Origin of the sequence: Subtercola sp. YIM 133946, assembly GCF_036553535.1 — a bacterium.
Classification (GTDB): Bacteria; Actinomycetota; Actinomycetes; order Actinomycetales; family Microbacteriaceae; genus Subtercola.
In genome coordinates this window covers 1-23,883 of record NZ_JAZHPE010000041.1, presented here as the reverse complement: position 1 = coordinate 23,883, position 23,883 = coordinate 1, and the positions used below count along the sequence as shown (strand labels likewise).

25 protein-coding genes are annotated in these 23,883 nt (G+C 68.1%); 12 read left to right on the top strand and 13 right to left on the bottom strand.

What is annotated here, in order from left to right; genetic code table 11:
• Positions 1–25: 25 nt before the first annotated feature.
• Positions 26–1,219 (bottom strand): winged helix-turn-helix domain-containing protein, encoded by a 1,194-nt coding sequence (locus tag V3W46_RS13750; protein ID WP_331783693.1) that lies wholly within the window; start codon positions 1,217–1,219, stop codon positions 26–28.
• 82 nt (positions 1,220–1,301) lie between these two features.
• On the opposite strand from V3W46_RS13750, the gene V3W46_RS13745 reads away from it, so the two are divergent.
• Both V3W46_RS13745 and ilvA read left to right on the top strand, forming a co-directional pair.
• On the top strand, positions 1,302–2,549 hold the full coding sequence (locus V3W46_RS13745; protein ID WP_331783692.1) for an AI-2E family transporter: 1,248 nt from the start codon (positions 1,302–1,304) through the stop codon (positions 2,547–2,549).
• Entirely contained in the window at positions 2,542–3,795 is a 1,254-nt protein-coding gene (gene ilvA, locus V3W46_RS13740) for a threonine ammonia-lyase (RefSeq protein ID WP_331783691.1), read from the top strand. The genes V3W46_RS13745 and ilvA overlap by 8 nt, the downstream gene beginning before the upstream one ends.
• 143 nt (positions 3,796–3,938) lie before the next feature.
• Here the strand turns inward: ilvA and greA are convergent, their stop codons facing one another.
• Positions 3,939–4,427: a transcription elongation factor GreA gene (gene greA / locus V3W46_RS13735; RefSeq protein WP_331783690.1), complete on the bottom strand. Its 489-nt coding sequence runs from the start codon at positions 4,425–4,427 to the stop codon at positions 3,939–3,941.
• Positions 4,428–4,445: 18 nt separating this feature from the next.
• The gene (locus V3W46_RS13730) at positions 4,446–4,928 is read right to left on the bottom strand and encodes a DUF4307 domain-containing protein (RefSeq protein WP_331783689.1); all 483 of its coding nucleotides are present in this window, start codon (positions 4,926–4,928) and stop codon (positions 4,446–4,448) included.
• 119 nt (positions 4,929–5,047) lie between these two features.
• Between V3W46_RS13730 and mca the strand changes: the two genes are divergently transcribed.
• Entirely contained in the window at positions 5,048–5,938 is an 891-nt protein-coding gene (gene mca, locus V3W46_RS13725; RefSeq protein WP_331783688.1) for a mycothiol conjugate amidase Mca, read from the top strand.
• Positions 5,935–6,294 carry a hypothetical protein gene (locus V3W46_RS13720; protein WP_331783687.1) on the top strand — a complete coding sequence of 120 codons (360 nt, stop codon included), beginning with the start codon at positions 5,935–5,937 and terminating at the stop codon, positions 6,292–6,294. Before mca ends, V3W46_RS13720 begins: the two co-directional genes overlap by 4 nt.
• Before the next feature lie 105 nt (positions 6,295–6,399).
• Here the strand turns inward: V3W46_RS13720 and trhA are convergent, their stop codons facing one another.
• A complete protein-coding gene (trhA, locus tag V3W46_RS13715) occupies positions 6,400–7,101 on the bottom strand; it encodes a PAQR family membrane homeostasis protein TrhA (RefSeq protein WP_331783686.1) in 702 nt (233 codons plus the stop codon).
• 68 nt (positions 7,102–7,169) lie between these two features.
• Between trhA and V3W46_RS13710 the strand changes: the two genes are divergently transcribed.
• From V3W46_RS13710 to V3W46_RS13700, 3 genes are all read left to right on the top strand, one after another.
• Positions 7,170–7,955 (top strand): isoprenyl transferase, encoded by a 786-nt coding sequence (locus tag V3W46_RS13710; RefSeq protein ID WP_331783685.1) that lies wholly within the window; start codon positions 7,170–7,172, stop codon positions 7,953–7,955.
• 46 nt (positions 7,956–8,001) lie between these two features.
• Positions 8,002–8,301: a hypothetical protein gene (locus V3W46_RS13705; RefSeq protein ID WP_331783684.1), complete on the top strand. Its 300-nt coding sequence runs from the start codon at positions 8,002–8,004 to the stop codon at positions 8,299–8,301.
• A gap of 201 nt (positions 8,302–8,502) precedes the next feature.
• The gene (locus V3W46_RS13700) at positions 8,503–9,843 is read left to right on the top strand and encodes a PhoH family protein (protein WP_331783683.1); all 1,341 of its coding nucleotides are present in this window, start codon (positions 8,503–8,505) and stop codon (positions 9,841–9,843) included.
• Between the two features lie 80 nt (positions 9,844–9,923).
• On the opposite strand, the gene V3W46_RS13695 is transcribed toward V3W46_RS13700, so the two are convergent.
• The 6 genes from V3W46_RS13695 to xseA all read right to left on the bottom strand — a co-directional run bounded on the left by V3W46_RS13695 (position 9,924) and on the right by xseA (position 14,946).
• Positions 9,924–10,370, bottom strand: a complete 447-nt coding sequence (locus V3W46_RS13695; RefSeq protein ID WP_331783682.1) for a prepilin peptidase — start codon at positions 10,368–10,370, stop codon at positions 9,924–9,926.
• A 134-nt stretch (positions 10,371–10,504) separates the two neighbouring features.
• Positions 10,505–11,953: a class II fumarate hydratase gene (locus V3W46_RS13690; protein ID WP_331783681.1), complete on the bottom strand. Its 1,449-nt coding sequence runs from the start codon at positions 11,951–11,953 to the stop codon at positions 10,505–10,507.
• Positions 11,950–12,576, bottom strand: coding sequence for a carbonic anhydrase (locus tag V3W46_RS13685; protein ID WP_331783730.1), 627 nt, complete (start codon positions 12,574–12,576; stop codon positions 11,950–11,952). Before V3W46_RS13685 ends, V3W46_RS13690 begins: the two co-directional genes overlap by 4 nt.
• A gap of 77 nt (positions 12,577–12,653) precedes the next feature.
• Positions 12,654–13,358 carry a DUF4245 family protein gene (locus tag V3W46_RS13680; protein WP_331783680.1) on the bottom strand — a complete coding sequence of 235 codons (705 nt, stop codon included), beginning with the start codon at positions 13,356–13,358 and terminating at the stop codon, positions 12,654–12,656.
• A gap of 7 nt (positions 13,359–13,365) precedes the next feature.
• Entirely contained in the window at positions 13,366–13,626 is a 261-nt protein-coding gene (locus V3W46_RS13675; protein WP_331783679.1) for an exodeoxyribonuclease VII small subunit, read from the bottom strand.
• Positions 13,627–13,638: 12 nt separating this feature from the next.
• Entirely contained in the window at positions 13,639–14,946 is a 1,308-nt protein-coding gene (gene xseA, locus V3W46_RS13670; RefSeq protein WP_331783678.1) for an exodeoxyribonuclease VII large subunit, read from the bottom strand.
• Positions 14,947–15,004: 58 nt separating this feature from the next.
• Here xseA and V3W46_RS13665 point away from each other — a divergent pair, with 58 nt between their 5' ends.
• The 3 genes from V3W46_RS13665 to V3W46_RS13655 are packed head-to-tail and all read left to right on the top strand — an operon-like array spanning position 15,005 to position 18,402.
• Positions 15,005–16,036: a 4-hydroxy-3-methylbut-2-enyl diphosphate reductase gene (locus tag V3W46_RS13665; protein ID WP_331783729.1), complete on the top strand. Its 1,032-nt coding sequence runs from the start codon at positions 15,005–15,007 to the stop codon at positions 16,034–16,036.
• 36 nt (positions 16,037–16,072) lie between these two features.
• Positions 16,073–16,843, top strand: coding sequence for an ABC transporter ATP-binding protein (locus tag V3W46_RS13660; protein WP_331783677.1), 771 nt, complete (start codon positions 16,073–16,075; stop codon positions 16,841–16,843).
• Complete coding sequence (locus V3W46_RS13655; RefSeq protein ID WP_331783676.1) at positions 16,825–18,402, top strand: transporter; 1,578 nt, start codon at positions 16,825–16,827, stop codon at positions 18,400–18,402. Before V3W46_RS13660 ends, V3W46_RS13655 begins: the two co-directional genes overlap by 19 nt.
• Before the next feature lie 12 nt (positions 18,403–18,414).
• Here the strand turns inward: V3W46_RS13655 and V3W46_RS13650 are convergent, their stop codons facing one another.
• Entirely contained in the window at positions 18,415–19,056 is a 642-nt protein-coding gene (locus tag V3W46_RS13650; protein ID WP_331783675.1) for a DUF6264 family protein, read from the bottom strand.
• Positions 19,057–19,157: 101 nt separating this feature from the next.
• On the opposite strand from V3W46_RS13650, the gene V3W46_RS13645 reads away from it, so the two are divergent.
• Positions 19,158–20,639 carry a glycosyltransferase gene (locus V3W46_RS13645; RefSeq protein ID WP_331783674.1) on the top strand — a complete coding sequence of 494 codons (1,482 nt, stop codon included), beginning with the start codon at positions 19,158–19,160 and terminating at the stop codon, positions 20,637–20,639.
• On the opposite strand, the gene V3W46_RS13640 is transcribed toward V3W46_RS13645, so the two are convergent.
• Together V3W46_RS13640 and fbaA are read right to left on the bottom strand one after the other, a co-directional pair.
• Positions 20,636–21,613, bottom strand: a complete 978-nt coding sequence (locus V3W46_RS13640) for a class I SAM-dependent methyltransferase (protein ID WP_331783673.1) — start codon at positions 21,611–21,613, stop codon at positions 20,636–20,638. The two genes, V3W46_RS13645 and V3W46_RS13640, sit on opposite strands and share 4 nt — an antisense overlap.
• Positions 21,614–21,652: 39 nt before the next feature.
• Positions 21,653–22,705, bottom strand: coding sequence for a class II fructose-bisphosphate aldolase (gene fbaA / locus V3W46_RS13635; RefSeq protein ID WP_331783672.1), 1,053 nt, complete (start codon positions 22,703–22,705; stop codon positions 21,653–21,655).
• Between the two features lie 100 nt (positions 22,706–22,805).
• Between fbaA and glpX the strand changes: the two genes are divergently transcribed.
• On the top strand, positions 22,806–23,883 hold a 1,078-nt coding region (gene glpX / locus V3W46_RS13630; RefSeq protein ID WP_331783671.1), incomplete at its 3' end, for a class II fructose-bisphosphatase.

Below are 23,883 nucleotides of genomic sequence, written 5' to 3'. Positions count from 1 at the left end.
GGCGGCGGTACGTCGCAGGGCCGCGTCAGGAGGCGGCGAGGGCGGCCGCGAGAGGCTCGGCGAAGGTGCCGCGGGGGGCCACGACGACGTCGGTGAGGTTCTGCCAGGCGGCGGTCTGGCGCAGCACGACGGCGAGGCGCTCGGCCGCATCGGTCGGCGGGTCGGGCTCGGCCCACGCGGCCTTAACGCGCAGCACGCCGGCCTGCCGGTCGTTCTTGAGATCGACCCGGCCCACGATGCGGTCGTCGATCAGCACCGGCAGCACGTAGTAGCCGTACACCCGTTTCGGCTGCGGCGTGTAGATCTCGATGCGGTAGTGGAAGTCGAAGAGACGCTCGGCGCGATCCCGCTGCCACACCATCGGATCGAAGGGCGAGAGCACCGCCGTAGCCTCGATGCGACGGGGCTGGCGAGCGTCTCGGTGCAGCCACGCGGGCCGGTTCCAGCCCGCGACCGTCACCGGCAGCAGCTCGCCCGACGATTCGAGGTCGCGGATGGCCGGCAGGGCATCCACCCCCTTCAGCCTGAAGTAGTCGGCGATGTCGGCGGCGGTGCCGATGCCGTGCGCCCGGGCCGAGATCGACACGAGCTCGCGCACCGCATCGGCGCGTTCGACCACCCGGTCGCGAACCTCGGGTGCCAGAACCTGCTCGGGCAGAGCGTAGATGCGCTCGAAGCGTGTGCGGCCCGCGGCCACCACGTCGCCCCAGCGGAACAGGGTCTCGAGGCCGATCTTCACGTCTGACCAGCCCCACCACGACCCGGTGCCCCTGTTCGACTCATGCTCGACGGCGCTGGCGGCGAGCGGGCCCTTCTCGGCCAGTTCGGCGAGCAGCCAGGTGATCATCTGCGGGTTTGCGTTCGCCCAGGAGTCGTCGCTCGCCAGGCTGCGAGCGCGAAAGTCGTTCATGCGCCAGCGCAGCAGAGGCAGCGTATCGACCGGGATGAAGGAGGCCTCGTGAGCCCAGTATTCGATCATGCGCTTGCCGTAGGTGAGCCGGTCGAGGTCGGCCTTCGGGTACGGCCCGAGGCGTGAGAAGGCGGGCATGTAGTGGCTGCGCTCGAACACGTTCACCGAGTCGATCTGCAGCAGGCCGAGGCGGCCCACGAGGCCGGTCAGCTGGCGCAGGCCCGGTGCCGGCCGTACCCCGCCCGAGCCGAACCCCTGTGCACCGAGCGCGATGCGCCGCGCGAGGGCGGGCGAAACCGAAGAGACCACCATCGAAGCGTAGCGGCCGCGACCGACACCAGGCCGACGCGGCGACCCCGGGCCTGTGCAGCCGTCTGTCTAGACTGTTGCCATGCCAGATTCAGCCACGCCGCCGGCCGCAGCAGCCGAGCCGCGCGACCGCTCGAGTTTCTTCGCACGCCGGCGCGCTGCCGTGCTGCGCGCCCAGGCCGCGCAGGCGCAGGCGCAGGCCGAGGCGCTCGAGCGGGTGGCCGACCGCGCCGAGGCCGCGCCCGAGTCGGGCCAGCTCGTTCCGCCGGCGATGCAGGTCGCGGGCGCCTGGGCCTGGCGCATCGTTGTCATCCTCGCGGCTCTGGCCGCCCTGCTGTGGGTGGTCTCGCAGTTCAGCCTCGTGGTCATCCCGCTGCTCGTCGCGGTCGTGCTCTCGGCGCTGCTGGTGCCCTACAAGAACTTCCTGCTGCGCCACCACTGGCCGCGCTGGATGGCCATCGTCGTGCCGCTGCTCACCGTGTTCGTCATCATCGGTGCCCTCGGACTGCTCGTGACGACCCAGATCTCGTCGGGCTACGACGACCTCAAGGCGCAGAGCACCGCCTCGTACAACGCGTTCATCGAGTTTCTGAAGACCGGGCCACTGCACCTCACCGACGACCAGATCAACAGCTACATCGGTCAGGCGTGGACGGCCATTCAGAACGACAGCGCGGCACTGTTCAAGGGCGCCCTCAGCCTCGGCACCACCGTGGGTCACGTGCTTACCGGCGTGCTGCTCGTGCTGTTCTCGACCCTGTTCATCCTGATCGACGGCAAGGGCATCTGGGGGTGGATCGTGCGCGTCTTTCCGAAGCGTGCCCGTGCGGCCGTCGACGGCGCCGGCCTCTCGGGGTGGAACACGCTGCAGAGCTTCATCAAGGTGCAGATCCTGGTGGCCTTCGTCGACGCGGTGGGCATCGGGCTCGGTGCGTTCATTCTGCAGGTGCCGCTGGCCATCCCGATCGCCGTGCTGGTCTTTCTCGGCTCGTTCATCCCCGTCGTCGGTGCGGTGCTGACCGGTGCCCTGGCCGTGTTTGTCGCACTCGTCTACAACGGCTGGGTGGTCGCGCTCATCATGCTCGGGGTGGTGCTGCTCGTGCAGCAGATCGAGGGTCACGTGCTGCAGCCACTCGTCATGGGAACGGCCGTGCGCGTGCATCCGCTCGCCGTGGTTCTCGCCGTGGCTGGGGGCAGTATTATCGCAGGTATCCCGGGCGCGTTCTTCGCTGTGCCGATCGTCGCGGTTCTGAACGTCATGATCACGTACGTCGCAAGTGGCGCCTGGCACAACAGACCTGACCCGAAAGAACCCGTGCCCAATGCCTGAAACGCCCGTACAGACCGTCTCTGCCGTTCCTGCACTGGCCGACATCGAGTCTGCACGGCAGGTCGTGGCTGCGGCCGCGCAGGTCACCCCCATGGAGTCGTCTCGGTTTCTCGCCGAGGTGCTCGGTTCAGAGGTGCTGCTGAAGCTCGAGAACCTGCAGCGCACGGGCTCGTACAAGATCCGCGGCGCCTACTACCGCATGTCGCGGCTGAGCCCCGAGGAGAAGGCCCGCGGGGTCGTCGCGGCCTCGGCCGGCAACCACGCGCAGGGTGTCGCCTTCGCCGCCCGTGAGCTCGGGATCAAGGCGACCATCTTCATGCCGCTCGGGGTGGCGCTGCCGAAGCTGCAGGCCACGCGCGACTACGGGGCGGATGTTCTGCTGCGCGGGCACACGGTCGAAGAGCCGCTGCGTGCCGCCGCCGAGTACGCCGCCACGAGCGGGGCCGTGCTGATTCCGCCCTTCGACCACCCCGACGTCATCGTGGGGCAGGGCACCCTGGGGCTCGAGATCTTCGACCAGGCGCCCGAGCTCGAGACCGTGATCGTGCCCATCGGCGGCGGCGGGCTCATCTCGGGCGTGGCGAGCGCGGTGAAGCAGCGCGCGGCAGTCGAGGGGCGGTCGGTGCGCATCATCGGCGTGCAGGCGGCGAACGCGGCCGCCTACCCGCCCTCGCTGGCGGCCGGCGCGGCCACCGAGATCCGCACGTCGGCGACGATCGCCGACGGCATCGCCGTAGCGAAACCCGGCATGCTGAACTTCGAGATCATCCGCGAGCTGGTCGACGAGATCGTGACGGTGAGCGAGGCCGACATCGCCCGCGCCATCCTCGTGCTGCTCGAGCGGGCCAAGCTCGTGGTGGAGCCGGCGGGCGCGGTCGGTGTCGCAGCCATTCTGGCCGGGCAGGTCGCCGGCACGGGTCGCACCGTTGTCGTGCTCTCGGGTGGCAACATCGACCCGCTGCTCATGCAGCGCGTCATCAGCCACGGCCTGGCGGCCTCCGACCGGTACCTGAAGCTCAAGATCATGCTGCCCGACCGCCCGGGGCAGCTCGCGCGCACGGCCGAGATCGTGGCCGAGGCCAACGCGAACGTCATCGAGGTGCTGCACACGCGCCACGGCGGCGGCATGCAGCTCAGCGAGGTCGAGCTCGAGCTCAGCGTCGAGACCCGTGGGCCCGAGCACCGGGCCGAGGTGGTGGCGAAGCTGCGCGACGCCGGCTACGACGCCCGCCTGGTTCTCGACTGACCCCGTCGCTGGTTGAGTAGCGCGCAGCGCGTATCGAAACCGACCATGGATGGTTTCAGGCTCAACCGGCGGCGTCGCAGAGCGGCGCGCGTGCAGAAACCTGCCGTGGGAGATCTTGGCACCCGCAACCGGCGGCAGCGACGTCAGCCCGTGTAGTTCTCGACGGCGGTGATCTTCACGGTGATGGCGCGGCCGTTCGGCGCCTCGTAGGTGGTCGTGTCGCCCACCGCGAGGCCGAGGATGGCCGTGCCCAACGGGCTCTTCTCCGAGTACACATCGAGGTCGCTCTGGCCCGCGATCTCGCGGCTGCCCAGCAGGAAGACGGTCTCGTCGCCCGCGATGTCGGCCGTGATGACGGTGCCCGGAACCACGACGCCGTTGCTCTCGGGCGCCTCGCTGACCTGCGCGGTCTTCAGCAGGTTCGTCAGAAAGCGGATGCGCGCCTCCTGCTTGCCCTGCTCGTCTTTGGCGGCGTGGTAGCCGCTGTTCTCCTTGAGGTCGCCCTCTTCGCGAGCCGACTGGATCTTGTCGGTGATCTCCTGCCGCCCGATCGTCGTGGCGTATTCGAGTTCGTTCACGAGACGGTCGTACGCGGCCTGCGTCAGCCAGCTGACTTCTACTTCGTCTGCCATGAAGGTCCTCACGTTCTTTCAGCTCGAGGTGAGCCAGCAGCTGTCGAGCACGCCCGTGACCGCTGGTTCTGTGGTCAATACAGTAGTGGTGATCTGCTGGGTGCGCTGAGCCGACGCAGGTACGTCGATCACTTTGAACCCGACCACCGCGTGCGCTTCGTTCTGAGCCTCGACCGCGCACGACACAGTTCTACCACTGGCCACCGACACGTTCAGCGTCACGTCGACCCGGGTATCGCTGACGACCGTGTACGCCTTATCCTGTGCATCCACTGTGGATGCCGTACCGTCGAACCCCGCCCAGATGACCCACGACCCGATCACGAGCACCACGGCCGCACCGAACCCCAGCGCGAGCAGGCGGTTGCGACGGCCCGACTTCGGCGTGCGCCCGTAGCGCTCGGCCCGAACGTTCGCGGCGGGCGCGGCGCTCGAGGCCGGCGCCAGCGGTGCGGTCGAGGCAGCGAACACACCGTCTTCGCTCAGCTCGTCTTCGTTCACGCGTTCGAATCTCTCTGGTCGAAACGATTAGTCTGGGTCAGTGCAGAAAATCCCCGCACAACCCAGTCACTAGGGTAGTTCGCTTACCTGAGGAGTTGAGACACCTGGCTTTACGTCTCATGGCCGTACACGCGCATCCCGACGACGAGTCGAGCAAGGGCGCCGCCACGTACGCCTACTACGTGCACCGTGGCGTCGACGTCATGGTGGTCAGCTGCACCAGTGGTGAACGCGGCAGCATTCTGAACGAGAACCTCGAGGCCAGGGCGTGGGCCGAACGTGACATCGCCGGGTTGCGCCGGGTCGAGATGGCCGCCGCGCAGGCGGCCGTGGGGTTCGAGCACCGCTGGCTGGGGTACGCCGATTCGGGGCTGCCCGACGAGGGTGACCCGCTGCCGGCCAACGCGTTCGCGAGCATCCCGACCCACCTCAGCGTTCGCCCGCTGGTCGCTCTCATCCGCGAGGCGAAGCCGCACGTTCTGCTGACATACGACGAGAACGGCGGCTACCCGCACCCCGACCACATCAGGTGCCACGACGTGTCGGTGCTCGCCTACGAGCTGGCGGCCGACGAGTCGTACGCGCCCGAGCTCGGGGCCCCGTGGCAGGTGCAGAAGCTCTACTACGACCGCATCTTCAGCTACCAGCGCATGCAGTCGATCTACTCGCTGCTCGTCGAGACCGACCCCGAGAGCCCGCTCATCACCTCGTTCACCGAGATGAAGAGGTGGATGACCGAGGCGCCGTTCCTCGCGACGACGCAGATTCCTGCGGGGGAGTTCTTCGAGGCCCGCGACCAGGCCCTGCTGGCGCATGCCTCGCAGGTCTCGCCCGACAGTTCGTTCTTCTTCTGGCCCAACGAGTTGCAGCGCAAGGCGTGGCCGTTCGAGGACTACCAGCTGGTCGACTCGAAGCTGCCGGCCGTCGAGCGCGGCGACGCCCTCGAGTCTGACTTCTTCGAGGGCATCCGTGACGAGGCCGACCAGGCCGTCGAGGTGCCCGCCCCGTGATGACGCACCTCGCCGTCACGGCCATGCTCTGGCTGGCCGACGACTCGACCCCGACGCCCACCGTCGACCCCACCTACAACCCCGACACCGTCACCCCCGGCATCATCGGCTTCATCATCACCCTCGGGGTCGCCCTCGGTGCGGTGGTGCTGATCATCGACATGGTGCGGCGCATCCGGCGCATCAACCTGCGCCAGCAGGCCAAAGAGAAGGTCGACGCCGAGGTGGCCGCGGCCGCCGCAGCAGCGGCACGACCGGGCGGCAAGGGCCGCGGCCGTGGCGTCGGCGGTGGTGGCGGCGGTTCAGCGACCCACGTCATCGAGCCGAAACCCGACGACGGCCCGCCGAGCAGGTGACGCCGGTGGCCCCGGGAACCCCGGGAACCCCGGGAACCCAGGGAACCCAGGGAACCCAGGGAACCCCGGGAACCCCGGGAACCCAGGGAAGCCTGGCAATCCCGCCTAGGCGTTGAAGGGCGGGTTCACCGCGAGCAGCATGATGCCCGTCCAGTGGCAGGCGAACGCGACCAGCGTGAGTGCGTGAAAGATCTCGTGAAAGCCGAACACGCCCGGCACCGGGTTCGGGCGCTTGATGCCGTACACGACCGCCCCGATGGTGTAACTGAGGCCACCCACCAGAACGAGCGTCATCGTGACCGCGTTGGCATCGAAGATGTCGACGATGAAGAGCAGTGCAGCGAACCCCATCAGCACGTACAGGGGTGTGTAGAGCCAGCGTGGCGCGTCGATCCAGAAGACACGAAAACCGATGCCCAGAACGGCGGCGATCCAGATCAGAATCAGCAGCAGCGTACCCTTCGCCGGCGGCAGCGCGAGCACAGCGATGGGCGTGTAGGTACCGGCAATCAGTAGAAAGATGTTCGCGTGGTCGATGCGCTTGAGCACCCGCTTCGTCTTGGGCTGCCAGTTGAAACGGTGGTAGAGCGCCGAGTTGCCGAACAGCAGCAGCGACGTCAGAGCGAACACCGCGCAGCTCCACTTGGCGGCCGGCCCCTCGGCGATGCTCACCAGAACGATGCCCGCGGCGATCGCCAGGGGGAAGGTCACGGCGTGAATCCAGCCGCGCCAGGTGGGCTTCACGTCGAGTGGGGGTATGCCCTCGCTGGCCTCGAGCAGGGGCAGGGCATCCGGATGTTCGGGCATTGCCTCAGCCTATGGCCGCCACCGGGTCGCCCGCTGTGAGTTCGGCGCTGCTGGGGTAGCGTAGCTTCGTGGCAAACAGGCAGGGCTCACCGGCACGGGGGTTGCTTTACGGGCTCTACCAGAAGCGACTGCGCCGCGAGCTCGACCAGGGCACGATGCCGCACCACGTGGCCATGATCATCGACGGCAACCGTCGCTGGGCGAAGCAGAACTTTCTCGCCACGGCCGCCCACGGGCACCGGGCGGGCGCCGCCAAGGTCGCCGAATTTCTGGAATGGTGCGACGACCTCAAGATCCAGGTCGCGACCCTCTACCTGTTGTCTACCGACAACCTCAAGAGCCGCAGTTCTGACGAACTGGTCGAACTGATCGAGATCATCGCGCAGCTCGCCGAAGAGCTCTCGACCTACCGCGACTGGCGCATCAAGCACGTGGGCAGCAACGAGGGCCTGCCGGTGCGCCTCGTCGACGCCCTCGCCGAGGCAGAGGCCCGCACGGCCGGCAACACCGGCCTGCACGTGAACCTCGCCGTGGGCTACGGCGGTCGCACCGAGATAGCGGATGCCGTACTGAGCATCATCCGCACCCACCAGGATGCCGGGCACTCGCTCGACGACCTCGCCGCCAACCTCGACGAAGACCTGATCAGCGCCCACCTCTACACGGGCGGCCAGCCCGACCCCGACCTCGTCATCCGCACCTCGGGCGAGCAGCGGCTGAGCGACTTCATGCTGTGGCAGAGCGCCCACAGCGAGTTCTACTTCATGGAGGCGCTGGGGCCCGACATTCGCCAGGTCGACTTTCTGCGCGCGCTGCGCGACTATTCGCGGCGCCATCGCCGGTTCGGCAGCTAGGCTGTTTCACCTCGACAGCTGTTTCTCGACAGAAAGGGTGTTGCTCATGAAAGGCAAGCTTCTCGTGATCGCCGGGTTCGGCGCGGGCTACCTGGCCGGCTCGGCCGCCGGTCGCAAGCGTTACGAACAGATTAAGGCCAAGGCGAGCGCGGTCGTCAACGACCCGAAGGTGCAGAAGACGGTCAAAGACGCCGGCGCGTTCATCGCCGAGAAGGCGCCCGAGGTGGTCGGTTCGGTGCAGAACGCCGTTGCCGACGTTGCGAAGAAGGCTCCCGACAAGGTCAAAGACGCGGCGTCGAAGGTGCGTGAAGGCGCCGAAGACGGCTACAAGAAAGCCACGTCGTAACACGAAGTTAATCTGGGTCGACGCGTGTCGTTACCAAACTCGCAGCTGAGCGTCGTAGCTTGGTGGCATCAGGTATGGCACCTGATCGAAGCGGCCACATAAGTACGTTTCGATACCAACCAGGGTCTTGAAAGAGGCTCAGGGGCCGCTTCGCCGGAAAGAGATCCGGCGCCGCGTGCGCGGGCCGGGGTTGGAGTACTTGTGCCCGATCAGAAAACTCAAAAGTCCGTCAGCACCAGCGTCAACCAGGCCGAGCGTACCTACGTGTTAGATACCTCGGTCTTGTTGTCTGACCCGAAGGCGATCTTCCGGTTCGCCGAGCATCCCGTGGTCTTGCCGGTGGTGGTCATCTCTGAGCTCGAAGCAAAACGCAACGACCCGGAGATCGGATACTTCGCACGACAGGCGCTCCGAAACCTCGACGAATTGCGCGTGCTGCACGAGAGACTCGACTTTCCGATCTCGGTCGGTGAGGCCGGCGGCAGCCTGCGCGTCGAACTGAACCACTCGAACATGTCGGTGCTGCCCTCGGGTCTTCAGCTGAACGACAACGACTCGCGCATTCTGGCGGTCGCCCTCAACCTGTCGAACGACGGGCTCGACGTGACGGTGGTGTCGAAAGACCTTCCGCTTCGGGTGAAGGCCGCCTCGATCGGTCTGGCAGCCGAGGAGTACCGGGCCGAGCTGGCGGTGGACTCCGGATGGACGGGGCTCGACGATATCACCCTGAGTGCCTCTGACATGTCGAAGCTCTACGAGCACGAGCGCCTCGAGACGCCGCTCGTCGAGAAGATGCCGATCAACACCGGGCTGGTCATCCACTCCGAGAGAGGATCTGCTCTCGGCCGCGTCACCGGCAAGCACAGCTTCCAGCTCGTGCGGGGCGACCGCGACGTGTTCGGGCTGCACGGGCGCTCTGCCGAGCAGCGCGTGGCGATCGACATGCTGCTCGACCAGGAGGTCGGCATCATCTCGCTGGGGGGTCGAGCCGGTACGGGGAAGTCCGCTCTGGCCCTGTGTGCCGGGCTCGAAGCTGTGCTCGAGAAGCAGCAGCACCGCAAGATCATGGTGTTCCGGCCGCTCTACGCAGTTGGTGGCCAGGAACTCGGCTTCCTGCCGGGCGACGCGAGCGAGAAGATGAACCCGTGGGCGCAGGCGGTGTTCGACACGCTGGGTTCGCTGGTGTCGCAGAACGTGCTCGACGAGGTCGTCGAGCGGGGCATCCTCGAGGTGTTGCCCCTGACGCACATCCGGGGCCGTTCGCTGCACGACGCCTTCGTGATCGTCGATGAGGCGCAGTCGCTCGAGCGCAATGTGCTGCTCACGGTGCTCTCGCGCATCGGGCAGAACTCGCGGGTGGTACTGACGCACGACGTCGCCCAGCGCGACAACCTGCGGGTCGGCCGCCACGACGGGGTCGCCTCGGTCATCGAGACGCTGAAGGGGCACCCGCTGTTCGGGCACATCACCCTGACCCGCTCGGAGCGCTCGGCGATCGCCGCCCTCGTCACCGAGATGCTGGAGTCGAACGAACTGGCCTGACCGGCGAACGCGCCCGGTGAACGGGCCTGTGAACGGGCCGGTGTGATCGGAGGATCGGCTGGTGTGATCGGCGTACCCGATCACACCAGCACCGCCAGCCAGAACCCGGCGAGCAGAAACGGTCCGAGCGCGAGACTCTGACGGCCGTGGAGCAGCGCCACGAACGCGGCCGGCACGAGCAGCAGCAGTGTCGCGATCGCGGCGACCAGCTGCGGCGGAGGCGAGTTCGACGCCGGCACCAGCTGCAGGGTGCCGGCGAGGAGCCCCACGAGCTTGACGTCGCCCATGCCGACGCCACCCATGGTCCACACGCCGAATGCGGCGGCAAGCACGCCGCAGCAGACCAGCACCGGCGACGCGCCCGTGGTCGACGGCGCGGCAAGCGACGTCAGCTCGGCGGCCAGGGCGAAGGAGACGTAGCCGACGAGTAGCAGAGCGTTCGGCAGACGCCGTTCGCGCAGGTCGGCGGCGGCCAGCGGAATCGTGATCGCGGCGATGGTGAGCAGGGGGATGAGCCAGAAGAGCATGGCGCGACCCTAGATCGACAGGCGACCGGCGCCCGTGGGTTATCCACAGGCGCCGTTCGATCGGCCGTCAGCGTGCCGGCCGTCTGGCTGGCCCACCGTTGGGGCCGGCCGTCTGGCTGGCCCCACCCCGTGAGCTACCTGGCCTGCGGCGGTCGCGTCATCGAGAGCACGTCGAGGGCGGTGTCGAGCTGTTCGAGGGTGACCTCGCCGCGTTCGACAAAGCCGAGGTCGATGACCGCCTCGCGCACAGTGATGCCCTTCGCCACCGAGTGCTTGGCGATCTTCGCCGCCGCCTCGTAGCCGATGATGCGATTCAGCGGCGTCACGATCGAAGGCGACGACTCGGCCAGCGCGAGCGCCCGGGCGAGGTTCGCCTGAAGGCCGTCGACCGTCTTGTCGGCGAGCAGCACCGACGAACTCGACAGCAGCCGGATCGATTCGAGCAGCGCGGTGCCCATCACGGGAATCGCGACATTCAGCTCGAAGGCGCCCGACGCGCCCGACCAGGCGATGGTGGCGTCGTTTCCGATGACGCGCGAGCACACCTGCAGCACAGCCTCTGGGATGACCGGGTTGACCTTGCCGGGCATGATCGACGATCCCGGCTGCAGGTCGGGGATGTGCAGCTCGCCGAGGCCGGTGTTGGGGCCGGAGCCCATCCAGCGCAGGTCGTTGCAGATCTTGGTGAGGCTCACGGCGAGCACACGCAGCGCACCAGAGGCTTCGACGAGCGAATCACGTGCGCCCTGGGCCTCGAAGTGGTCGCGGGCCTCGGTGATCGGCAGCTCGGTCTCTTCGGCGAGCAGGCTGATGACCAGTTGTGGAAAGCCGGCGGGGGTGTTGATTCCGGTGCCGACGGCGGTGCCGCCGAGCGGCACCTCGGCGACGTGCTTCAGCGTGCCTTCGACCCGCTCGATGCCGAGCCTGATCTGTGCTGCGTAACCGCCGAACTCCTGTCCGAGGGTGACCGGCGTGGCATCCATCAGGTGGGTACGGCCCGACTTCACCGCCGTCTTCCACAGCTCGGCCTTCGCCTCGAGGGACTCGGCGAGGTGGGTGAGCGAGGGGATGAGGTCGTGGATGAGCGCCCCGGTCACCGCGACGTGCACCGAGGTGGGAAAGACGTCGTTCGACGACTGCGAGGCGTTCACGTGGTCATTCGGGTGCACCTTCGAACCGAGGCGCGTCGACGCCAGTGAGGCGAGCACCTCGTTCATGTTCATGTTGGTCGAGGTGCCGCTGCCGGTCTGGTAGATGTCGATGGGAAACTGCTCGTAGTACCCGCCGCCGATCACGTCGTCGGCGGCCGACGCGATGGCTCCGGCGATCGACGGGTCGAGCACACCGAGCTGCTCGTTGGCCAGGGCCGCGGCCTTCTTGATGCGGGCGAGCGCCGTGATCTGGGCGGCCTCGAGCACGTCACCCGAGACGGGGAAGTTCTCGACCGCCCGCTGGGTCTGGGCACCGTAGAGCGCGCTGGCGGGAACCCGCACCTCGCCCATCGTGTCGTGCTCGATGCGGTACTCGATTTCGGGAACGTTCTCCACCACTTCGTGGCCTTTCTGGTTGTTTGACGTGATCACTGAACGGGGTTGGTCAGACCGACGGCCATGTCGGGCACGGCTCGCCCCTCTGACAGGCGATAGTTGGCGCCGACGATGCCGAGCCGGCCCTCGGCGATGGCCGTGGTGACGATCTCCGACTGCTGTAGCAGGTCTGCGACGGTGTCGCGCAGGTGGTAGCGGCCCACCTCGTAGGGGTCGAGGTCGCCCGGCTCGGTCACGCTGCCCGGGTTGCGCGCCTCGGTGACGTCGGCGACCTGCCGGATGGCCGGGATGATCTTCTCGACGAGGTGCGCGATGTGCGGCGGCAGTGGGGGAGTCTCAGGGTCTTGCGAGGCGATCGCGGCTGCCACGGCGCCGCACTCGTCGTGCCCGAGCACCACGATCAGCTGCACCCCGAGCACGCTCACGGCGTACTCGAGGCTGCCGAGCACCGACTCCGAGATCACCTGGCCGGCGTTGCGGATGACGAACAGGTCACCGAGACCCTGGTCGAAGATGATCTCGGCGGCGAGCCGCGAGTCGCTGCAGCCGAACAGCGCCGCGCGCGGAGCCTGGCCGGCCGCGATCTGGTGGCGCCGCTCGACGTCTTGCCGGGGGTGGCGCGGCTCGCCGCTGATGAATCGCTCGTTGCCGCGCACCATCTCGGCCCACACCGTCGCGGGCGTCTGAACAGCCTCCGGCTCCCTGACCACGTCTTCTCCGAACTCTTCGACCAGGCTCACTGCGTCGCCGCCGCCGTCGCGGGCTGTGCCTGGAGGTTGGTGGTGATGGCCGACGCGAGCTGCCGGAACTCGTCGACCGTGCCGGTGCCCAGCAGAACATAGGTGGTCGCGCCCGACTGGGCGGTGAGCGCATAGCTGGCGTTGCCGACGTCGGTGGCCGTCTGCCGATTGTCGTACACCGTCCACTGGATGCCGTCGATGACCACGGTGTCGATGGCAGCGGTGTTGTGCACCTGCTCGGCGACCCAGTCGTCGACTCCACCCGACCCGGTGTCGACGGCCTGCTCGAGCCCGATGTACGCGCCCGACGGCGTGGTGAAACCGATGTACCAATAGGGGATGGCGTCGGTGCCGGTTCCGCTGCTGCGGATCTCGGCCGCGTTCGAACTCCAGGTGTCGGGCAGTGCCGGCGAGGCGACCGGTACGGGGAAGGCGGCCTGAGCGTCTGCCGCCACCTGGGCGTAGTCGACCGTCTGCAGGTGCGACGTGTTGTCGCGCGGAACCAGCAGCACGATCACCAGAACGACACCGATGCAGACGATGAGCGAGAGCCAGAGGTTGTTGATGGTCTTGTTCGCGCGGTACTTGCGCGACTGCTCGGCCTTGCGGGCCGCGGTCTCGTCGGGCGTCTCGGGCCGGCCGAGTTCGGCGACGACGCGGGGTGGCTTCTGCCGCCCCGGAACTGTGCCGTTGGTGCTCACCTGGTCTCTACTCCGCACCCTGCCGCACGCCTGTGGCACCGGCCGACGCGCCGCTGCCCGCAGCGCGTGCGGCGTCGAGCCGGGTCTTGGCGCCGATCAGCCACTCCTCGCAGCGCGCCGCGAGGGCCTCGCCGCGCTCCCACAGCCCCAGTGACTGCTCGAGCGTCGCCGCACCGCGCTCGAGCTCGTTGACGACCCGAACGAGTTCGTCGCGGGCCTCTTCGTAGCTGAGCGAGCCGATTTCGGGCTCGGTTGGTGACGAGGGCATGATGCATCCATCCTATCGATCGTGCAGGTCGGGTAGTTCGCCTTCGGAGCGAGCGCCCAGCGCCCCGCTCGCGAGGGTGATGACGAGTTCTGCGCCCGACGGGGCATCCGCGGGGCTGCGCACGATGTGCCGCCCGCCCCCGCCTTGCTGAACGATGGCGTAGCCGCGGTCGAGCGTGCTCTGCGGCGAGAGCGCCCGCAGCCGGGCGCCGAGCTCGCTGGTCGTGGTGCCGGCCCGTTCGAGCACGCGGTGCATGAGCTCGACGCCGCGTGAGACGTAGCGGGTCAGGTCTTCGGCGCGCAGATCGACGATCCAGCCGGCATTGGCGAGCGCGGGGCGAGACCGCACCTGTTCGATGCGGTCGATCTCCGAGCGCACGTACGCCGTCACGCGCAGGCTGAGCCGGGCGCGCGCCTGCTCGACCTTGTTGAGCTCTTCTGACACGTCGGGTACCACCCGCTTCGCCGCGTCGGTGGGGGTGGATGCCCGCAGATCGGCCACCTCGTCGAGCAGCGGCCGGTCGGCCTCGTGCCCGATGGCGCTCACGAGGGGGGTGCGGCACGCGGCTGCGGCTCGCAGCACCTGCTCGTCGCTGAAGCCGAGCAGGTTCTGGAAGTCGCCGCCGCCGCGCGCGATGATGATGACGTCGACCTCAGGGTCGTCGTCGAGTTGGGTCAGTGCCGAGACCACCTCGCGGGGCACCCGGTCGCCCTGCACCGCAGCGTGCACGACGCGGAACGCCACCGACGGCCAGCGCAGCTGCGCATTGCGCAGCACGTCTTTCTCGGCGTCGCTGTCTTTGCCGGTGATGAGCCCGATGCAGCGCGGAAGGAAGGGCAGCTGCTTCTTGCGCGACGCGTCGAACAGCCCCTCGGCGCCGAGCTGCTGGCGCAGCCGTTCGAGCCGCTCGAGCAGGTCGCCCAGCCCCACGTGACGCATCTCGAACACCTGCATGGTGAGTGTGCCGCCCTTGAGCCAGTAGTTCGGCTTCACCAGCGCGATCACCCGGTCGCCCTGCTTCAGGTCTGCGGGGATCTTCGCCTTCACCGACGACCAGATATTGAAGCCGACGGTCACATCTTCGGTGGTGTCTTTGAGTTTGCCGTACACATTGCCGCCGCTGACGCCCCACTGGGTGATCTCGCCCTCGACCCACGCGGTGCCGAGCCGGTCGATGTACGCCTTGATCTTGCCCGAGAAATGGGCGATCGGCCACGGGTTCTCGAAGGTGGGCGGGCCGTCGACCGAGGCCTGCACCCGGGCTCGTGCGTCGGCCTGGCTGGTCGCCTGCGCGCCGGCGCCCGTGCGCTGATCGGCCATGCCCGTACCTCCTGCACGTAGAATCGAGAGTGTGAGCGACACAACCATCAGCCTGCCCATGCCGAGGATGCCCGGCGTACGCAACAGGCTAAAGGATACCCCTGTCATGGGTGCCAAGCGGGTGCTGCTGGCGGCGCCCCGCGGCTACTGCGCGGGGGTCGACCGGGCCGTCGTCGCCGTCGAGAAGGCCCTCGAGCGTTACGGCGCCCCGGTATACGTGCGCAAGCAGATCGTGCACAACATCCACGTGGTGGCGACGCTCGAGCGAGCGGGGGCGATCTTCGTCGACGAGGTCGACGAAGTGCCACCGGGATCGCATGTCGTCTTCAGCGCCCACGGCGTCTCTCCCGCGGTGGTGCAGGGTGCGGCCGACCGCAACCTGCAGGCCATCGACGCCACCTGCCCGCTGGTCACGAAGGTGCACCGCGAAGCGGTGCGCTTCGCCCGCGACGACTTCGAGATTCTGCTGATCGGCCACGAGGGTCACGAAGAGGTCGAGGGCACGGCCGGTGAGGCCCCCGAGCACACCACCCTCGTGGGCAGCCCCGACGAAGCCGACACCATCGAGGTTCGCGACCCCGACAAGGTGGTCTGGCTCTCGCAGACCACCCTGAGCGTCGACGAGACCATGGAGACCGTTCGCCGCCTGCGCGCCCGCTTTCCCAACCTGCAAGACCCGCCGAGCGACGACATCTGCTACGCCACCCAGAACCGCCAGGTCGCCATCAAGAAGGTCGCCAAAGACAGCGACCTGGTGATCGTGGTCGGGTCGGCCAACTCGTCGAACTCCGTGCGCCTGGTCGAGGTCGCGCTCGAGTACGGGGCGAAGGCCGCCTACCGCGTCGACTATGCGCACGAGGTCAAGCAGGAGTGGCTCGACGGTGTCAACACGGTCGGCGTCACGTCTGGGGCATCCGTGCCCGAGGTGCTCGTGCAAGAGCTGCTCGACGACCTGGCCGGGGCCGGCTACGGCGAGATCGAGACCGTTCAGACGGCCGAGGAAGACCTGATCTTCTCGCTGCCCAAGGAGCTGCGCCAGAGCTCGACCGGCGCTCAGGATGCCCGTGCGTTGGGCGGCCGCCGCAGCTGACTTGTAGGCTTGTCGTGACTGAGAAGGGGAATCTCAATGACGTCAGACCTCACGGGCACAGCCCTCGAACTTCGGGGCCTCAGTAAGAGATTCGGTGACAAGCTCGCCGTCGACGATCTGAGCCTCAGCGTTCCGGTGGGGTCGTTCTACGGCCTCGTGGGCCCGAACGGTGCGGGCAAGACCACGACGCTGTCGATGGCGACCGGCCTGCTGCGACCGGATGCCGGGCAGTCGTTCATCCACGGCGTCGACATGTGGCAGCGCCCCCTCGAAGCCAAAGCCCTGGTGGGCAACCTGTCTGACGGGGTCAAGCTCTTCGACCGGCTCACCGGCGAACAGCTGGTGACCTACAACGGACTGCTCTTCGGTATGCAGCGCGACACGGTCGCCGAGCGGGTCGGTGACCTGCTGCGCCTGCTCGACCTCGAGAGTGCCGCGGGCACACCCGTCGTCGACTACTCGGCGGGCATGACCAAGAAGATCGCGCTGGCGTGCGCGCTGATCCACGCGCCCAAGCTGCTCGTGCTCGACGAGCCGTTCGAGTCGGTCGACCCGGTGTCGGCGGCGAACATCCGCGACATGCTCACCGACTACGTGCGGGGCGGCGGCACGGTCATCGTGTCGAGCCACGTGATGGATCTGGTGCAGCGCATGTGCGACCGCGTCGCCGTCGTCTCGGCGGGCCAAGTGCTCGCGGCGGGTACGGTCGACGAGGTGCGCGGCAGCTCGTCGCTCGAAGACCGGTTCGTCGAGCTCGTCGGCGGGCGTCACCACTCAGAGGGGCCCGAATGGTTGCGACACTCCTGAGGCTGCGCTTCCTCGTTCTCGCCAACACGCTGAAGCGCAGCAAGTGGCAGCTCGTCGCGGTGATCATCGGCGCGATCTATGGGCTGGGCATCCTGTTCTTCGCGATCGTCGGGCTGATCGCCCTCTCGTTCGGGCCGGTCTCGCTCGCGACCACGATCGTCACACTCGCCGGGTCGGCGCTGATCGCCGGCTGGATTCTCATTCCGCTCTTCGCCACCGGCATCGAGCAGACACTCGAGCCCGCCCGGCTGGTGCAGTTCCCGCTGCCGATGTCGAAGCTGCTGGTGGGGCTCACCGTGGCCGGTGTGCTCGGTGTGCCGGGCGCCATCACTACGATTGCGGCCCTGGGTACGGTCGCGACCTGGATCAGGTACCCGTTCGCCGCGGTGGCCACCGTCGTGTGCTCCCTGCTCGGCGTGCTCATCTGTGTGATCGGGTCGCGCATGGTGGCGGCGCTGAGCGTCTCGCTGTCGTCGAACCGCCGGTTCCGAGAGTTGTCGGGCATCCTGATCTTCATTCCGCTGATTCTGCTCGGCCCGATCATCGTCGGGGTCAGCCGCGGCATCAGTTCGTCGGCTGACGCGCTGCCGGCCGTCGCCCAGTCGCTCAGCTGGACCCCGCTCGGCGCCCCGTGGTCGGTGCCGGCAGACCTCGCGGTCGGTGACTACGGCGCGGCCGGCCTGAAGTTCGCCATCACGCTCATCACACTGGTGCTGCTCGCGTTCGTCTGGCGCCGCAGTCTCGCGACCGCCCTGGTCAGCCCGCCGGCCAACGCCGGCCGCAAGGTCGCCCGGGGCAAGGTCGGACTGTTCGGGGTGCTGCCCGCCACGCCCGCGGGCGCGGTCGCCGCGCGAGCGCTCACCTACTGGCGTCGTGACCCGCGCTACGCCCGACAGCTGATCGTGGTGCCGCTGATTCCGGTGCTGCTCTACTTCTACTCCTCAAGGATGGACTCGCTCGCGCTGCTCAACCTGACCGGGCCTCTCATTGCATTCGTTCTGTCGCTCGCCACGTACGCCGACATCTCGTACGACGGCACCGCCTTCGCCACCCACGTCGCGGTCGGCGTGCGCGGCCGAGACGACCGGCTCGGCCGGGCCATCGCCCTTGCGGTCATCGCGCTGCCCATCGTCGTCGTGCTCACCATCGCCTCTGTCGCGGTCTCGCAGTCGTGGGCCCTGCTGCCGGCACTCTTCGGGTTGGCGCTCGGGCCGATGCTCTCGGGAATCGGCCTGACCGCGGTCACCTCTGCGCGCATCATCATTCCGGTGCCCGCGGCCGGCGACAACCCGTTCAAGTCGCGGCCGGGGGCGGGGTTCACGACGGCGCTCAGCGGGTTCGCCACGTGGGGCATCCTGCTGCTGCTCGCGCTGCCCGAGATCGTGCTCGGGGTGCTGGCGATCATCCTGGGCTCGGCCCTGCTGGGCTGGCTGGCTCTGCTCGTCAGCGTGGTGCTCGGCGCGACGTTCGCCGTGGTGGGAATTCGCCGCGGCGGTGCGCTCTACGACCGGTCGGCGCCCGAGCTGCTGGCGCGGCTCAGGATGCTGCGCGGGGCCTGAGCCCCAAGGAAGCTACTGCGTGTTCGCCGTCGACATGACCTGCTGCAGAAAGGCGGGGTCGCTGAAGAACGCGAAGGCGATGACGCCCACCCACAGTGCGAACGTCACGATGCCGATCACGATGACGATCGGCGACGCCAGCTTTCGGCGCTGCAGCCGGCGCACCGACCACACGATGGCCACGAGCTGCAGGATGATCGAGACCACACCGACGACCGCGCCGGCTGTATCGGCACCGGCCGACGGCGTGATGGTGCCGTAGCCCTGGGCCGCGGCGGCCTGGTTCAGAATGCGGTTGAAGTCGAACAGCGTCGGAACCATGCTCGCCGACAGCAGCACTCCCACGAACAGCAGGAACGCGGTGATCGCGACATCGGCGATGTTCAGTGGTTTCGTGGCACCCGTGCCGGGATTCACCCCGCCGCCGTGCGGCGCGCCGTACTGCCCGGGCGGGGCGTAGGGCTGCGGGGGAGCGCTGTAGGGCGGGGGCGGTGTGCCGGTGCCGGTGCCCGAACCCGAGCCGTCTCCCGGCGCGGCCTGCCCGGCCGCAGGCGCCGGAACATCGGAGTCGTTCGCCGGCGGGGCGGGCGGCTGCCACGTCCAGCCCTCGGGAGCGAGCTCGCCGTATTTGGGCTTCGGTCTTTCGTCAACCATGGCAGCATTTCTTGTCGCGCGAGCGGGGAGGTCTGTGAGTGTGTTCGTGTCGCGGCAGGTGGCGAACCCTCCGCGGCCGTGAACCATGACAGGCTAACAGCATGCACGCCAGCGAATCTGAAGAACGGCCGTCGAAGGGCCGCCCCACAGTGCTCATCTACACGACCGACGTCGTCGCCGAGCGCATGGCCGGGCCGGGCATCCGGGCCATGCGGTTCGCCGAGGCGCTTGCGCCCGTCGCCGAGGTCAGGCTGGTGGCGCAGCACACCGCAGAGCTGCGTCGTGACGACTTCGTCATCGACACGGCGACCGGCGACGACCTGCTCGAGCACATTCGCTGGGCCGATGTGGTGATCGTGCAGTACCCGATCTTCTCGGTGATGCCCGAGGTGCTCGACACCGACACCATCTGGGTCGTCGACCTGTACGACCCGTTTCTGCTCGAGCAGCTGCAGCAGGGGCTGTACATCGAGTCGACCGACCAGGTCGCGTCGGCGCGGTGGACTGTCGACGGCGTCAACGAGATGCTGCTCAACGCCGACTTCATCATCTGCGCGTCAGAGAAGCAGCGCGACATGTGGATCGGGCAGCTGAGCTCGCTCGGCCGGCTGAACCCGCAGACCTACCGCGCCGATCCGTCGCTGCGCAACCTGATCGACGTCGTGCCGTTCGGCGTCGACGAGGCTGCTCCGGTGAAGACCCGGCCGGGCATCCGGGGCGTCGTCGACGGCATTTCAGAGACCGACCGGGTGCTGCTCTGGGGCGGCGGCATCTACGACTGGTTCGACCCGCTCACCCTCATCAGGGCGGTCGCCCAGGTGAGCGCGCGCCACGACGACCTGCGCCTGTTCTTTCTGGCGACGCAGAACGCCAACCCGCTGCACGGCACGATGAAGATGGCGACCGACGCCATCGCTCTCGCCGACGAGCTCGGCGTGCTCGGCCGGTCGGTGTTCTTCAACGAGACGTGGGTGCCGCACACCGAGCGGGCGAACTACTTTCTCGACGCCGACGTGGGTGTGAGCACCCACCTCGACCACCTCGAGACCGCCTTCAGCTTTCGCACCCGGCTGCTCGACTACCTGTGGGCAGGGCTTCCCATCATTAATTCGGCCGGAGACGCATTCGAGCGCGACATCGTCGACAGGCAGCTCGGCGCCGTCGTGGCGCCCGGCGACGTGGGCGAGCTCGCGGCGGCCATCGAGGCGCTGCTCTATGACGAGGCTGCGGCCGCGACCGCCCGGCGCAACGTCGAACAGTTTGCCCCGGCGCTCTACTGGTCGCACGCGACCCGCAACCTCGTTCGGTTCTGCACGAATGCGCAGCGCGCGGCCGATGCCGGGCTCGCGGCGCAGCGTCGAGTGGATGCGCGCAGCACAGCCGAGACGCAGGCCTCGCAGCTCGCGTCGGCGGAGCTGGCGCGGCAACGGGCTGTCGACGTGGCGGAGGCGGCACGCGCAGAGGCCGCACGCCTGGCCGCGACGGCCGATGAACTGCGGGCGCGTGTGGGCGACCTCGAGGCGAGCACGTCGTGGCGCGTCACTGCCCCGCTGCGGGCTGTGACCAGGCTGGTGAAACGCTAGCGGCGCCTGACCCGATTCAGGGCGAACCGCACCGGATGCTCGCGCAGCGCGGTGATGCGGGCCCTCAGCTGTTCGAGCTCGGCTTCAGCGGCATCGGCGCGCTGCCTCTGCTCGTCACGCTCCGCCGCGGCGCTGCCCGACTCGGCCGAAGCCTCGGCGAGTTCGCCGGCCACCCGTGCCGCGTCGGCGCGCAGCAGGTCGAGGTAGGCGTTGATCTCCTCCGGCGGAAAGACGCGCTGCCGGTCGAGGGGAGTCGACGGCTCGATGCTGGGAACCGCCATTCCCACGAACTGCAGGATGTTCGCGTCGGTGCCGGCGAGCATCCGTTCGAACTCGCCGCCGGGCAGGGTGGCGAGGCCGAGCTCACGCAGCGCACCCTCGACCATCTCGGTGGGGTACGGGAAGACGACAGGGTTCTCGGCGGTGATCGAGAACCCGCTGCTGACGAACATGTCGTCGACCTCGACCCGGTCGTAGAAGTGCAGATGCGTCTTGTCGAGGATTCCGGTCTGGGTGTAGCCGAACACGCCGCGCAGCAGGTCGAGGCGAACCGAGGTGTGCGTCATGTTCGGAATGGAGTACGCCACCAGCCCGCCCGGATTCAGCGTCGCGGTGAGCCGCCGCAGGGCCGCCCGGGGGTTCGGCAGGTGCTCGAGCAGGTCGGCGCACACGATCACGTCGAACATGCCGAGCTCGTCGAGCGACTCGGCCGACGTGACGTCGAAGACCAGCGCCGACGAGATCTTCGTCGCTGCCTCGGCGATGTCGGCGGCGTCGAGATCGACCCCGACCACCGTGCAGCTCTTCAGGCGCTCGAGGGCCTCGCCGAAGGTGCCGGTCGAACAGCCCACGTCGAGCACCCGCGAACCGGCGGGAACGTACGCGAACAGGTTCGACCAGCTGTCGTTCGACCCCTGCGGGTTGAAGCGGTGGTCGGAGTACGCCGAGAGCGCGCCCGAATCGGTGCCTGGCATGGTGTGCTCGCCTCGAACCCGGCGGCCGGCCCGTCGCCCCTACTTCTCTGAGTGGCCGGCAGAGCCGAGCTGCTCGGTCGCCTCGACCACCCGTGCTGCCATCGCCGTCTCGGCGATCTTGCCCCAGGCGCGCGGGTCGTAGATCTTCTTGCTGCCCACCTCGCCGTCGACCTTCAGAACGCCGTCGTAGTTGGTGAACATCGTGCCGGCGATCGAGCGAGTGAAGGCGTACTGGGTGTCGGTGTCGATGTTCATCTTGATGACACCGTTCGCAACCGCCTCAGAGATCTCGGCGTCACTCGACCCCGAACCGCCGTGGAAGACGAGATCGAACGGCTTGTGGTTGTCGCCGAGCTGGGCGGCGTACTTCGCGTACACGCCGTCTTGAATCTCCTTCAGCAGCTCGGGACGCAGCTTCACGTTGCCGGGCTTGTACACGCCGTGCACGTTGCCGAAGGTGAGTGCGGCCATGTACCGGCCGTTCTCGCCGAAACCGAGTGCTTCGACGGTCTTCAGTGCGTCATCCACCGTCGTGTAGAGGTGCTCGTTGATGTCGTGGCTCACGCCGTCTTCTTCGCCGCCGACGACGCCGATCTCGACCTCGAGAATGGCGTTGATGGCCTTCGTGCGCTTCAGCATGTCTTCGGCGATGGTGAGGTTCTCGTCGAGCGGCACAGCCGAGCCGTCCCACATGTGCGACTGGAAGATCGGCTCGCGACCGGCCTTGACCTCGGCCTCGGAGGCGGCGATCAGCGGCAGCACGAAGGTGTCGAGAGCGTTCTTCGGGCAGTGGTCGGTGTGCAGGGCGACGGTGATGGGGTAGTTCTTGGCGACCTCGTGCGCGAAGGCGGCGAATGCGAGCGCGCCGGTGGCCCGCGCGCTGCCGGTGGGCGAGACCGCGCGCTGGCCGGCGAAGTAGTCGGCGCCGCCCGTCGTGACCTGGATGATGCCGTCAGAGCCGGCATCCGACAGGCCCTGCAGAACCGCGTTCAGAGTCTGAGACGACGAGACGTTCACGGCCGGATAGGCGAACCCGCCCGCCTTGGCCTTGTCGAGCATTTCGGCATACTGATCGGGGGTTGCAATGGGCATGTCATCTCCTTTGGTGGGCGCGATGGCAGCGCGCCGGCCTGCGTACGAACCTGAGTCTAGCGAAAGCGCGTGAGCTGACCCGAGCGGTACGCTGGGAGCCATGACCGCTGACAGCACACCCCTCTACGAGCACCCCGACCGCAACCTCGCACTGGAGCTCGTGCGAGCCACCGAGGCGGCCGCCATCCGGGCGCAGCCGTTCATCGGCAAGGGCGACAAGAACGCCGCCGACGGGGCCGCAGTGGATGCCATGCGCGCGTTCCTCGGCACCGTCGACTTCGACGGGGTGATCGTCATCGGTGAGGGCGAGAAAGACAAGGCGCCGATGCTCTTCAACGGCGAGCACGTCGGCACCGGTCGTGGCCCGTCGTGCGACATCGCCGTCGACCCCATCGACGGCACTTCGCTCACCGCCGCCGGTCGGCAGAACGCCATCTCGATGCTGGCCGCCTCCGACCGTGGCACGATGCTCGATGCCTCGTCGGTGTTCTACATGAACAAGATCGTCACCGACGGCGACGGGTTCGGCGTGATCGACATCGACCGGCCGATCGGCGACAACATCCGGGCGTTCGCGAAGGCGAAGGGCAAGGCGGTCGGTGACATCCGCGTCGCCGTACTCGACCGGCCGCGCCACCAGCAGCTCATCGAAGACATCAGGGCGACGGGTGCCGGCACGCGGCTCATGCTCGACGGCGACGTGGCCGGCGGCATCAACGCCGCCCGGTACGGCACCCGCATCGACATGTGCGTCGGCATCGGCGGCAGCCCCGAGGGTGTGGCCACCGCCTGTGCCATCAAGGCGCTCGGCGGGTTCATCCAGACCAGGCTCGCCCCGAAAGACGACGACGAGCGCCAGAAGGGCATCGACGCGGGGCTCGACCTCGACAAGCTCTACGAGGCGAACGACCTGGTGTCGGGCGACAACACCTTCTTCGTGGCGACGGGCGTGACAGACGGCGGCCTGGTCGCCGGCGTCAAGCGCCTCGGCCCCATTCTGCGCACCGAGTCGATCGTGCTGCGGTCGCACTCGGGCACCATCCGCCGCATCGAGGCCGACCACCTCGCGGAGAAGTGGCTCTACCCCCCAACGCCGGTTGAGCCTGTCGAAACCAGCAGCCAAGACCGCCCCGCCCAACGCCGGTTGAGCCTGTCGAAACCAGCAGCCAAGACCGCCC

Bases quoted from the DNA above. Each gene is read 5' to 3' on its own strand.
- V3W46_RS13745 (WP_331783692.1), top strand. From the start codon at position 1,302: ATGCCAGATTCAGCCACGCCGCCGGCCGCAGCAGCCGAGCCGCGCGAC.
- ilvA (WP_331783691.1), top strand. From the start codon at position 2,542: ATGCCTGAAACGCCCGTACAGACCGTCTCTGCCGTTCCTGCACTGGCC.
- greA (WP_331783690.1), bottom strand. From the start codon at position 4,427: ATGGCAGACGAAGTAGAAGTCAGCTGGCTGACGCAGGCCGCGTACGAC.
- mca (WP_331783688.1), top strand. From the start codon at position 5,048: ATGGCCGTACACGCGCATCCCGACGACGAGTCGAGCAAGGGCGCCGCC.
- trhA (WP_331783686.1), bottom strand. From the start codon at position 7,101: ATGCCCGAACATCCGGATGCCCTGCCCCTGCTCGAGGCCAGCGAGGGC.
- V3W46_RS13705 (WP_331783684.1), top strand. From the start codon at position 8,002: ATGAAAGGCAAGCTTCTCGTGATCGCCGGGTTCGGCGCGGGCTACCTG.
- V3W46_RS13695 (WP_331783682.1), bottom strand. From the start codon at position 10,370: ATGCTCTTCTGGCTCATCCCCCTGCTCACCATCGCCGCGATCACGATT.
- V3W46_RS13685 (WP_331783730.1), bottom strand. From the start codon at position 12,576: ATGGTGCGCGGCAACGAGCGATTCATCAGCGGCGAGCCGCGCCACCCC.
- V3W46_RS13675 (WP_331783679.1), bottom strand. From the start codon at position 13,626: ATGCCCTCGTCACCAACCGAGCCCGAAATCGGCTCGCTCAGCTACGAA.
- xseA (WP_331783678.1), bottom strand. From the start codon at position 14,946: ATGGCCGATCAGCGCACGGGCGCCGGCGCGCAGGCGACCAGCCAGGCC.
- V3W46_RS13665 (WP_331783729.1), top strand. From the start codon at position 15,005: ATGCCGAGGATGCCCGGCGTACGCAACAGGCTAAAGGATACCCCTGTC.
- V3W46_RS13660 (WP_331783677.1), top strand. From the start codon at position 16,073: ATGACGTCAGACCTCACGGGCACAGCCCTCGAACTTCGGGGCCTCAGT.
- V3W46_RS13655 (WP_331783676.1), top strand. From the start codon at position 16,825: ATGGTTGCGACACTCCTGAGGCTGCGCTTCCTCGTTCTCGCCAACACG.
- V3W46_RS13650 (WP_331783675.1), bottom strand. From the start codon at position 19,056: ATGGTTGACGAAAGACCGAAGCCCAAATACGGCGAGCTCGCTCCCGAG.
- V3W46_RS13645 (WP_331783674.1), top strand. From the start codon at position 19,158: ATGCACGCCAGCGAATCTGAAGAACGGCCGTCGAAGGGCCGCCCCACA.
- V3W46_RS13640 (WP_331783673.1), bottom strand. From the start codon at position 21,613: ATGCCAGGCACCGATTCGGGCGCGCTCTCGGCGTACTCCGACCACCGC.
- fbaA (WP_331783672.1), bottom strand. From the start codon at position 22,705: ATGCCCATTGCAACCCCCGATCAGTATGCCGAAATGCTCGACAAGGCC.